This window comes from Actinomycetota bacterium (genome assembly GCA_040757835.1).
In the GTDB taxonomy this organism is placed as follows: domain Bacteria; phylum Actinomycetota; class Geothermincolia; order Geothermincolales; family RBG-13-55-18; genus SURF-21.
This window is the reverse complement of sequence record JBFLWJ010000033.1, coordinates 1-10,244: the sequence shown is the minus strand read 5'-3', so window position 1 is coordinate 10,244 and position 10,244 is coordinate 1. Positions and strand designations below refer to the sequence as shown.

At 60.0% G+C, this 10,244-nt stretch carries 11 protein-coding genes and 1 tRNA gene; 6 read left to right on the top strand and 6 right to left on the bottom strand.

What is annotated here, in order from left to right:
• Positions 1 to 343: 343 nt before the first annotated feature.
• The 4 genes from AB1384_15685 to AB1384_15670 all read right to left on the bottom strand — a co-directional run bounded on the left by AB1384_15685 (position 344) and on the right by AB1384_15670 (position 3,044).
• Positions 344 to 419: transfer RNA gene (locus AB1384_15685), tRNA-Gly, on the bottom strand.
• 166 nt (positions 420 to 585) lie between these two features.
• On the bottom strand, positions 586 to 912 hold the full coding sequence (locus tag AB1384_15680; protein ID MEW6555709.1) for a DUF1048 domain-containing protein: 327 nt from the start codon (positions 910 to 912) through the stop codon (positions 586 to 588).
• Positions 913 to 1,236, bottom strand: a complete 324-nt coding sequence (locus AB1384_15675) for a PadR family transcriptional regulator (GenBank protein MEW6555708.1) — start codon at positions 1,234 to 1,236, stop codon at positions 913 to 915.
• A gap of 221 nt (positions 1,237 to 1,457) precedes the next feature.
• Entirely contained in the window at positions 1,458 to 3,044 is a 1,587-nt protein-coding gene (locus AB1384_15670) for an AMP-binding protein (protein ID MEW6555707.1), read from the bottom strand.
• Positions 3,045 to 3,208: 164 nt separating this feature from the next.
• Here AB1384_15670 and AB1384_15665 point away from each other — a divergent pair, with 164 nt between their 5' ends.
• Positions 3,209 to 3,622, top strand: a complete 414-nt coding sequence (locus tag AB1384_15665; GenBank protein MEW6555706.1) for a tetratricopeptide repeat protein — start codon at positions 3,209 to 3,211, stop codon at positions 3,620 to 3,622.
• Positions 3,623 to 3,773: 151 nt separating this feature from the next.
• Here AB1384_15665 and nifS read toward each other — a convergent pair whose 3' ends face one another.
• Complete coding sequence (nifS, locus tag AB1384_15660; protein ID MEW6555705.1) at positions 3,774 to 4,943, bottom strand: cysteine desulfurase NifS; 1,170 nt, start codon at positions 4,941 to 4,943, stop codon at positions 3,774 to 3,776.
• A 42-nt stretch (positions 4,944 to 4,985) separates the two neighbouring features.
• Here nifS and AB1384_15655 point away from each other — a divergent pair, with 42 nt between their 5' ends.
• Positions 4,986 to 5,582 (top strand): NUDIX hydrolase, encoded by a 597-nt coding sequence (locus AB1384_15655; protein MEW6555704.1) that lies wholly within the window; start codon positions 4,986 to 4,988, stop codon positions 5,580 to 5,582.
• Between the two features lie 19 nt (positions 5,583 to 5,601).
• Here the strand turns inward: AB1384_15655 and AB1384_15650 are convergent, their stop codons facing one another.
• The gene (locus AB1384_15650; GenBank protein ID MEW6555703.1) at positions 5,602 to 6,678 is read right to left on the bottom strand and encodes a hypothetical protein; all 1,077 of its coding nucleotides are present in this window, start codon (positions 6,676 to 6,678) and stop codon (positions 5,602 to 5,604) included.
• A gap of 250 nt (positions 6,679 to 6,928) precedes the next feature.
• Between AB1384_15650 and AB1384_15645 the strand changes: the two genes are divergently transcribed.
• From AB1384_15645 to AB1384_15630, 4 genes are read left to right on the top strand one after another with little or no spacing between them, the layout of a single operon-like run.
• Complete coding sequence (locus AB1384_15645) at positions 6,929 to 8,080, top strand: ABC transporter permease (protein ID MEW6555702.1); 1,152 nt, start codon at positions 6,929 to 6,931, stop codon at positions 8,078 to 8,080.
• 5 nt (positions 8,081 to 8,085) lie between these two features.
• A complete protein-coding gene (locus AB1384_15640; protein ID MEW6555701.1) occupies positions 8,086 to 8,808 on the top strand; it encodes an ABC transporter ATP-binding protein in 723 nt (240 codons plus the stop codon).
• 21 nt (positions 8,809 to 8,829) lie between these two features.
• A complete protein-coding gene (locus tag AB1384_15635) occupies positions 8,830 to 9,702 on the top strand; it encodes a radical SAM protein (protein ID MEW6555700.1) in 873 nt (290 codons plus the stop codon).
• A gap of 42 nt (positions 9,703 to 9,744) precedes the next feature.
• Entirely contained in the window at positions 9,745 to 9,984 is a 240-nt protein-coding gene (locus AB1384_15630) for a hypothetical protein (protein ID MEW6555699.1), read from the top strand.
• Positions 9,985 to 10,244 lie beyond the last annotated feature (260 nt).

Here is a 10,244-nt window from a genome sequence, read left to right as displayed (position 1 = left end):
TCCTGGCTGAACAGCACGACGAATGGATGGTCTGCCGCAGGTATATGAGCCTGGAATCGCTGGCGAAAGCCAGGATGAAAAAGATCGACGGGAACGCCATAGAGATAGTAGAGAAGGAGGTGAAGGAACTGGTACCGGCAGCCGTCTAGGCTGTCATCATGAGGGGGATGGTACGATGGAGCTTAATACACCACTTGACGGGACTTGGCCTTTTCCTCCTTTCGCGCAGCTCAAAGCATCTCTTTTCTCTTTTTTTAGATATCTCGGCAGAGCATGACCGTATTCTAAATCATATGTGGCTGCATAAAAAAAGCCGGAGGTTTTGACCTCTGGCTTGTTTTGATGGAGCGGGTCACGGGGGTCGAACCCGCGACCTCAAGCTTGGGAAGCTTGCGCTCTGCCAACTGAGCTAGACCCGCCCGCTTCAGGAATAGATTATAGCATACGGGGTGGCCCCGCTCCCTCTATCCTGGTTTAAGCCGGACCACCGACCGGAAGCATGGATCGGGGCCAGTTTCCCGACCCCGTAACACCCATAATGCCCTTGCGGGCGCTTTGTCATTCTATCCACACAATCTCTTTTTACTACTGGATCTTTTTCGCGACGTCGCGGTTCAGCTCCTCGCGCCATTTTCCGGTGTAGGTCTTTTCGCCTCGCAACAGCTCGTCGCAGAACGCCGCCACATCATCACCAGTTATCTCCAGCACGCATTTGCCGTTTGCCGCACCCTCCTCAAACAGGTCCAGCAGGCCCTTGAACATATCGATCGAACTTAGTCCTGAACTCTTCCAGATATACTGTTTGATCTCGTCATATACAACCCTATAATCACGTGGCAACGCTCTAGCGCGCGCCTCCATCGCTCTCCACTCCTTTTTATCACCGATGATCTTCTTTAATAAGCCATCCATTTACTTCTCCTTCAATTCATTGACTCTTGATGATACGAAGTCCCATTTCGCCCAGAAAATGCGCAGTTCTTCACGTCCCGCTTTGTTGAGTTTGTAAAACTTGCGCGGCGGTCCCATATCAGATGGTTTTTTCTCTATGTCCACGAGTTTGTTTCTTTCAAGCCGCACTAAGATAGTGTAGACCGTCCCTTCTACTACATCTGTGAAACCGAGTTTGCGCAGTTGCTGTGTTATTTCGTAGCCGTAGGTCTTACCGCGACCGATGATCTCGAGCACACAGCCTTCAAGCAGACCTTTTAATATCTCCGTAAGGTTTTTCAGAATGATCCTCCTTTCTATCATTCTGTAACTGGTATATAGTATCACTTACTACGTCTATATTGTATCACTGAATAGCTGAGCAGGTCAAATATGAAGAAAGAATCTATTGGTGATCTAATAAATGATCATATCGGCAGGGGAAATTTAGCGGAGCGCGGTTGACATAGGCAGAGAAGGGGCCGGGTTTTCCCGGCCCCGCCAGCAGTCAAGGGGTCTAGCGGCTGCTATTTCTTGCTCAGTTGCTCGCGCAGCTCGCGCTTGAGGATCTTGCCGCTGGGCAGCACCGGCAGGTCCTCCATGGCCATGATCACGACCTTCTTGGGCACCTTGTAGCCGGCCAGGTTATCCTTGGCAAAGGCGACGATCTCCTCCTCGCTGACCTCCGTGCCGGGATAGGGCACGACGACCGCCGAGACCATCTCGATCCAGTAATCGTCGGGCAGTCCCACCACCGCCACCTGCATGACCTTCTCGTGCTTGATGAGGACGTCCTCCACCTCCTTGGAAGCCACGTTCTCCCCGCCGGACTTGATCATGTCCTTCTTGCGGTCCAGGAAGTAGAGGAAGCCCTCTTCGTCGAACTTGCCCAGGTCGCCGGTGTGCAGCCATCCTCCGCGCAACGTCTCGGCCGTCTTCTCCTCGAGGTTATAGTAGCCCTTCATCACCGAGGGGCCGCGCATGACGATCTCGCCCATCTCGCCCGTGGGCAACTCGTTGTCGTCGTCGTCGAAGATCTTTATCTCCACCCCGGTGTGGGGGGTGCCGATGGTGTCGATCTTGCGCTCGAAGTCCTCGGGCTGCAGGGTCGAGCCCAGTGGCCCTGACTCGGTCTGCCCGTAGTAGTTCCTCCACTCCGATCCCGGCAGCAGCTTTTTCCACTGCTCCAGGATGGGAACGGGCATGACCGCACCGAAGGAGACGCACTTCCTCAGGGAGGAGAGGTCGTAGGTGTCGAAGCCGGGCATGGACGGCAGTATCTGGTAGAGGGTGGGTGGGTAAACCCAGTAGGTGACCTTCTCGCCCTGGGTGAGCTCCAGGATCTCAATGGGATTGGGCGCGTATTCCAGCACCAGCTTGCACCCCAGGTTGATGAACTCCAGCAGCAGGTACTTGCCGGCGATGTGGTAGAGGGGGATGGAGAGCAGCGCGGCGTCGTCCTTTGCGATGTTGAGGTCGGCCGTGCCGGAGAGGAGGGTGTTGAAGAAGCTCTTGTGGGTGTTCATGACCCCCTTGGGAAGGGCCTCGGTGCCGCTGGTGTACATGAGGGAGCACATGTCGTCATCCTCCGTCTCCACCAAGGGCTCTGAGGCGTCGGTCTCGGAGGCGTGCAGCTCGTCCAGGACCAACCATCCCTGCGGCACCTCGGTGTCGGGGGCGTTGATCCTGATGACGCCGAACTTCTCCACTGTCTTGAGGTTGGGGGCCGCCTCCAGCGCCTGGGGCAGGATGATGTCCTCCACGAAGAGGAACCTGGAGCCGGCATCGTTCACGATGTACTCGATCTCGCCCGGCTTGAGCATGAAGTTGAGCGGGTTGACCACGCAACCGATCTTGCACGCTCCCAGCCAGGAATAAATATAGGTCAGGCAGTTGTGGGTCATGAAGGATATGCGGTCGCCCTTCTTCGCCCCCAGTTTCTCGAAAACGTGGGCCATGCGGCAGCAGTTCTCGTTGAGCTCGGTGAAGGTGACCTTCCGCCCCATGAAGACGAGGGACGTGCGGTCGGGATACTTGGCCGCGCTGCGCTTGGGGACATCCCCGATGTTGAGCCTGCGCAGCAGGTTCATTTCCAGGCTTTCGTTTCCGGACATGGATGATTCCTCCTCTGCAGATTAAACGACACGATGTCGATAACCCCTCCCGAAACGGTAAGATTATAGCATAGACGTAATATATTGCCTGTTCTCCCTCGCTTTCCAAAGCAGGGAAAGGGCATTTATACTAAACACGGACACATACGACCTAAGGAAGAGCAATGGACATGGAAGAGGACTTCGACCTCTACGAGATAGAGATGTTCAACATCAACCTGGCCATCACCCGTATGAGCCTGGCTTCCATCCATGCCGCGGAGGGGAAACTCGATGCGGCCATAGAGGAATACACGCAGGTGCTCGAGTTCGATCCCAACCTTTATACCGCTTATTACAACCGGGGACGGGTTTTCTGGCGTAAGGGGGAGCGCGAGAAAGCCAAAGAGGACCTCACCCGCGCCATCAATCTCGAGCCGAGCGTGGCCATCACCTATGTCTGCCGCGGGGATATCTTCTACGACCAGGGCGACCTGGGTTCGGCCCGCAAGGACTACTGCAAGGCGCTGGAACTGGCGCCGTCCAACCCCACGGTTATGGAGCGCATGGCGCTCCTGCGAAAAAAGCGTGGCAAGTAATACGGGGTCAGCCCCTGACATGTGACATTTTCAGCGGATGAAAGCGTTCCAAAGTAAACGGGGTCAGCCCCTGACATGTGACATTGTGTTGCGTAATAGCAACCAGGGCTTCGGGTGTGCCTGGCATGTCACATGTCAGGGACTGACCCCGTTAGCCGGGGTAGAGGGGGGACATGCGGCGCAGCTCCTCGATGATGGGGGGCAGCTCCTCGAGCACGTAATCCACGTCTTCGGCGGTGTTCTCCCTGCCCAGGGTGAGGCGCAGGCTTCCGTGTGCCCTTTCCGGCGGTATGCCCAGGGCGAGCAGCACATGCGAGGCCTCCCCGCTTTCGGACGAACACGCCGAGCCGGTGGAGGCCGCGATGCCCTGGAAGTCCAGCCTGAGGCAGATGGCCTCCCCCTCGATGAAGTCGAAGAGCACGTTGACGTTGTTGGGGAGCCTGCGCTCGCGGTCGCCGTTGAGGCGCGTGTACGGTATACGCTCCAGGATGCCTTCGATGAGACGGTCTCGCAGGGGGAGCACCTGCTCCGAACGCTGCTTCCATTCGTCCGCGGCCAGACGTATGGCGGCGCCGAAGCCCACGATCCCCGCCACGTTCTCCGTCCCTGAGCGCATCCCTCTCTCCTGGCCTCCACCTAGCAGTATGGGCCGCAGCCGCGTGCCGCGCCGCACGTAGAGGCAGCCCGTACCCTTGGGACCGTAAAGCTTGTGGGCGGAGACCGAGAGCATGTCCACCCCCAGGCGGTCCACATCCACCTCCAGGGCCCCCACCGCCTGGACGGCATCGGAGTGGAGGTACACGCCGGCTTCCCTGCAGACGGCGGCGATCTCCTCGATGGGCTGGATGGTGCCGATCTCGTTGTTGGCATGCATCACCGAGACGAGAAATGTCGACGGGGTTATTGCCCTGCGCACTTCGCCGGGGTCCACCAGGCCCGCGCCGTCCACGGGAAGTACCGTGAGGCCGAAGCCTTCTCTTTCCAGATAATGGCATGGCTCCAGCACCGCATGGTGCTCGATGTTGGTGGTGATGATGTGGTCTCCGCGCTCGCGGTTGGCCAGGGCCGTCCCCAATACGGCCAGGTTGTCCGCCTCGGTGCCACCGCTGGTGAAATAGATCTCCTCGGGGTCCGCGCCCAGGGCCTCCGCCACCTGGGAGCGCGCCTGCTCCACAGCCTTGCGGGCCTCCCTGCCCTCGCCATAGATGCTGGAAGGGTTGCCAAAGTGCTCTCCCAGGTAGGGGAGCATGGCCTCCGTCACCTCGGGGTGGAACGGGGTGGTAGCGGCATGGTCAAGGTATATCCTGCGCATCCTTATCATCCTCACATTATAATAACCGCCTGCCCCGAAATACAGGGAGGTATGTATAATCGTCGTATGGCTTACGTGACGGACGAGATGATCATGGACATGGAGGAGAGGTACGGACAGCCCCGACACCTGTCCATGGACTACGAGATCAGCCCTCCGGAGATGAGCATGCTCAAGGGCTCGAAGAAGTACGGGCGCAACCACGATGTCACACTGTTCATCTTCCGGGATTACCGGTACCGCGAGATCGCGGCCATAGCCAAGCACATGTTCCCCCCCGGCGCCTGGCGTGCGCCCAGTGGGGCCGCCAACCCCGGAGAGGACCTCGAGGCGGGGGCGCTACGGGAGGCGAGGGAGGAGACGGGGCTGGATGTCGCCATCGACCGTTTCATCCTGCACATCCATGTGCGTTTCAGCAGCGGACCCGAGACGGAGAACTGGCGCAGCCTGGTCTTCACGGCCATGGCCCCCGGAGGCGAACTCGGCCACCTCGACGAGGAGGAGATCCGGGAGACGAAGTGGGTGTCCCTGGACGAGCTGCAGGGACCCATAAGGCAGGTGCTGCTTGATACCGGGAGGGGGCTCTTCGCCTATCGCGTTGCCCTGCATGATGCCGCAGCCGAGGAGATAGAAAAGCTGCGCCGCTGAACCTCCGGCGCCCCCCGGATCATGCCCCCGCGGGCGAAACCTCAACACGCAGGTCGCCCGCGTCCGAGATCTCCCATTCCACGCTGCTGCCACCGCCGTGCACTATCTCGAAAAAGCCCTGGGCCAGGCCGACCACCAGCAGATACATGGCCGCGTTATCCACCTGCATACTCAGACCGCCGTCATCGATGCTGAAGCGGCGCAGGTTGCCTATACCGCGCAGTGCAAGCGCCTTGCGCAGTCCGGTCTCATCGGCAATATCCTGTTTGGAATAGAAGCCAAGGGTGAAGCGCCGTTGCGCCTCCACCACCGTCCTGGGAATCCCCTCCCCCAACTCCCTCTCGAGCTCACCGAAGACGGCGTCCAGTACGGTGGGCGCGAAGAAGACCATGCGTCTGCCGTTGGTCCTGTGTTCGATGGTCCCGCGTTCCAAGTCCCACCGGAAAGATGAGAGCGCGTGAGGGCCGCCGCAGGCGGGACAGCCGCGCAAGGATATATCGCCAACTCCCGGCTGGTAGGGCTTCATCATCAACCTTCCCTTGTATTCCTCCTCGGGATGGCTCTCGCGGAAGACCCTGATATCATAGACGTCTTTGGATACCTCCTCCCAGGTGAAACCCGCCTCGCCTCCGATGAGAGCCTCTATGGCGGCAGCGGGATCGACGCTTCCCAGCAGGATCGAATACGGCTTTTCCACGCGTATGATGAAGTAATCGTCCTCATCCTGCTCGTAGCGGTAATCTACAAGTCCGAAGCGGCCGTACCCGAGCACGTGGCCGATCGCGAAGAAGGCCTCGACCAGGGGACCCGGTTCGAGTTCCCTCCTCTGCACCATCTCCCTCACCGCCGCGGGTATGATGCGGTTCATGTAGGCCCGGGCTGCCCTACGGCGTGTCGCCAGGATGATACGCTCTACAGGCTTGCCCACGATATCCTCGATACCGCGAAAGAGCGCGTTGAGGTTATCGTTCTCGATGAAGGTGACGATATGTCTCTGGTCCCTCTTCTGTACGATGAAGCCGCTCTCCTGCCAAAGGTGTTCGGCGGTGATATACTCCGGAACCCCACATTCCGGACACGTGTTAACTCCCTCCATCTCTATACCCCCTGGTGCTCCATATATGCTCACCCGATCTTCCGCCTTCATGGCAACCCCACTCATTCATATGCATCGAACCTTTGCTAACGGAGCTTGATATCCTGCATCGCAGCCGCTCCGAACCGCTGCTTGGGCTGCGGCTGACGGCCGGTTAACCCAGATCATGGATAAAGATACCCTGTCAGGGAAATAATATTACGCGGGAGTGGATGTCCATGCAGGTGGTCCGAGAGCAAGGAGCCGTGATTTGTTCAGGTATGTTCTGAGAAACATGTGGAGGCGCAAGGCCCGCACCTTCCTGACCGTGTTCGGGATCGTGGTAGGCATCTTCGCACTTACCGTGCTCGGGGCCCTTTCGGCGCGACTCAACCAACAGGTCAAGGGGGCCGAAACCTGGTTCACCAGCAAGATATCGGTGGTGCCGGCCGGAAGCAGCCTCTTCGGAGGTTCAGACAGCTACCTGGAGCTGTCCAAGGTGGACGAGATAGAGGCGGTACCGGGGGTCAAGAGCGCCGTGGCGGGTTTCGGCCTCCTGCTCTCCAGCGACAGCACCGGGTTCGGTGCCCCGGAACTCATCGTGGGGGCCGATCTGAGCAAGGCCGATGACCTGCTCAACCTCCTCGAGATCGACGAAGGGCGTATCCTGCAGGAGGGCGACGAGGGCGTGGTGGTCCTGGGCTCGACCCTGGCCGAGAAGTTCGAGGTGGGGGTCGGGGACACCGTGGAGCTGCGGGGCAAAGAATTTGAGGTGGTCGGGATCTACGTGCCCACCCTCTCCGCTCCCGACAGTTTCGCCTTCGTCTCCTACGATGATGCCATCAACCTGTTCCGCTCGGTGAACCCCTACTTCCAGGTGGAGGACATCGCCGCGACCATCGACGTCATCCCCGAGGAGGGCGTGGACGCCAACGAGCTCGCGGCCCGCATCGAGGAGAGCGTGGACGGGATAAAAGTCATCTCGCCCGCGGAGGCCGAGAAGCAGATCTCGCAGTTCAGCCTGATCTTCAACGCCATCCTGCTGGGCATCGGCTTCATAGCCCTGATCGTGGGAGGCCTCTCCATCATCAACACCATGATCATGTCGGTTTCCGAGCGCACCAAGGAGATCGGCCTTAAGAAGGCCATCGGCGCTGAGACCGGGTCCGTGCTCAGCGAATACCTGCTGGAGTCCGCGCTCATCGGTTTCTTCGGCGGGCTTACAGGGATGCTGCTGGGGCTGCTGACCGTGTACCTGCTGAACAACGCCACGGCGTCGAGCCAGGTGACGGTGTTCACCATCACCGCCACCGTGGTCATCGGCCCGGTCATCTTCGCCACCGTGCTGGGCACGGTTGCCGGCCTCTTCCCCGCCCTGCGCGCCGCCCGCCTCAAGCCCATCGACGCCCTGAAGGAGGATTGAACGAGATGATCCTGGCCAAAGGCATCAGCAAGGTATACAGCATCGGGCCGGTGGAGATAAAGGCCGTGGACGGTCTCGACGTGGCCATCGATGCGGGAGAGTTCCTGTCCATCGTGGGACCTTCGGGATCGGGAAAGACCACCCTGCTCCATCTCATCGGGCTCCTGGACGCCCCGACCTCGGGGAGCATATCCATCGACGGCATGGAGGCGGGGGACCTCTCCGCAAGGGAGCTGACCAGGTTGAGGAGGGAGAAGATAGGATTCGTCTTCCAGGAGTTCAACCTCCTGCCGGTCTTGAATGCGCGGGAGAACGTGGAGCTGCCGCTGCGCTACCTGAAAGTCCCCACCCATGAGAGGCACCGCCGCGCCATGGAGGCGCTGGAGATGGTGGGGCTGGGGGAGCGGGCGGGCAACCGTCCCGGGCAGCTCTCCGGAGGCGAGCAGCAGCGGGTGGCCATCGCGCGCGCCCTGGTCACCGACCCGGTGCTGGTGCTGGCGGATGAGCCCACCGGCGAGCTGGACACCTACAACACCTGCAAGGTCATCGAGCTCATGCGCGACCTCAACCGGGATACGGGGCAGACCTTCGCCATCGTCACCCACGACCCCATGGTAGCCGACTATACGCGCCGCATCGTGACCCTGCGCGACGGCAAGGTCTTCAGCGACACCATGGGACCGGAGGCGGAGCTGGCCTGCGACGCAGGCGCCGAGGACGTCCGCTAGGGGTCAGGATATAATAAACGTATGCGTTACGAGGAGCCCCTGTTCAGACCGCCATGCGAGGCCAACAGCCTGATCATCCAGGCGACCCTGGGCTGTCCGCATAACCGCTGCGTCTTCTGCGCCATGTACAAGATGAAGAAGTACCGGGTGCGCGACCCCGAGGAGGTGAAGGCCGACCTGCGCGAGGCACGCCTCATGTATCGCCACGTTGACTCCATCTTCCTTGCCGACGGCAACACCATCGCCATGAACTCCGAGAAGTTGGCCGACATCATCTCCTACGCGAAGGACCTCTTCCCGGAAGTGGAGCGTATATCCAGCTACGGCGGGGCGCGTTTTCTCAAAGGTAAGCCGCCCGAGGCGCTGCGCCGCCTGCGCGAGGCCGGGCTGGACATCATCTACTTCGGCCTGGAATCGGGGGACGACGAGATCCTGGCCACGATGGACAAGGGTGTGGATGCGCAGGGCATGGTCGAGGCAGCGCACAGGGTGAAAGAGGCCGGTATCGCCCTCTCCGCGTATATACTGCTGGGCCTGGGCGGGGAAGAGCGGTGGCGCCAGCATGCCGAGAACACCGCTCACGTGCTCAATGCCATGCAGCCGGATTTCATCCGGCCCCGCACCCTGGCCCTGCTCCCGGGCATGCCTCTCTTCGAGATCGCCCGCGAGGGCGGTTTCACGGAGGCGAGTGGCGAGACCATCATGCGCGAGCTGCAGGTGATGCTCGGCGCCCTGGAGATAGAGGACGCCTGGTTCCTCTCAGACCACATCTCCAACTATGTCCCCATCTACGGCCACCTCCCCGAGGACCGCGAGAAGATGCTGGCTACGGTGGAGATGGCCCTGGGGGACCCCCGGGAGTACCTGGGGCCCCGCCACCTTACCCACCTGTAAGACCGGCTTCCGCTGGCTTTCACCCTCGGCGTGGTCGGAGTGGTGGCCGCGTCTGCGATCATCATCGCGGTCACCGGCAACATGTGGGACATCGCCCCGCTCTTCTTCCTCATCCCCTTGTTGGTGTTAATCCCCCTCCTTGACCGCGGGACCGCGACCTTGCGGCAGAGCTGCGACTGCGGGAGCCCGGACTATATCTTCATGGGCATGCTGGGCAGGTCCTACTGCTTCCGTTGCTTCCGTTGCGCGAGCTGCGGCAGGCTCCTCAGGTTGCGTGACTAGGGGCCGTATCTTCAAGATACGGCAGGGGCCAGGTCTTGTTTTCTGGATGATGTGTCAGTATCTGCTCCTGTGAAATACCTGTTAGAAGCCGTGTTTTTAATAGAGGATTGCGTTCACATACCGGAGTATCCAAAAAACAAGACCTGGAATGATAAAGAACGGACGCCTCCGAACAATTAGGTGACAAACCAAACATGCCGGTTGAAAGGGCCGGCACGACCGAAAGGAGGCGTCCCATGAGTAGAGTGTACATCGGTATC

Coding starts and splice junctions, on each gene's coding strand:
- AB1384_15680 (MEW6555709.1), bottom strand. CDS start 912: ATGGATGGCTTATTAAAGAAGATCATCGGTGATAAAAAGGAGTGGAGA.
- AB1384_15670 (MEW6555707.1), bottom strand. CDS start 3,044: ATGTCCGGAAACGAAAGCCTGGAAATGAACCTGCTGCGCAGGCTCAAC.
- AB1384_15665 (MEW6555706.1), top strand. CDS start 3,209: ATGGACATGGAAGAGGACTTCGACCTCTACGAGATAGAGATGTTCAAC.
- nifS (MEW6555705.1), bottom strand. CDS start 4,943: ATGATAAGGATGCGCAGGATATACCTTGACCATGCCGCTACCACCCCG.
- AB1384_15655 (MEW6555704.1), top strand. CDS start 4,986: ATGTATAATCGTCGTATGGCTTACGTGACGGACGAGATGATCATGGAC.
- AB1384_15650 (MEW6555703.1), bottom strand. CDS start 6,678: ATGGAGGGAGTTAACACGTGTCCGGAATGTGGGGTTCCGGAGTATATC.
- AB1384_15640 (MEW6555701.1), top strand. CDS start 8,086: ATGATCCTGGCCAAAGGCATCAGCAAGGTATACAGCATCGGGCCGGTG.
- AB1384_15635 (MEW6555700.1), top strand. CDS start 8,830: ATGCGTTACGAGGAGCCCCTGTTCAGACCGCCATGCGAGGCCAACAGC.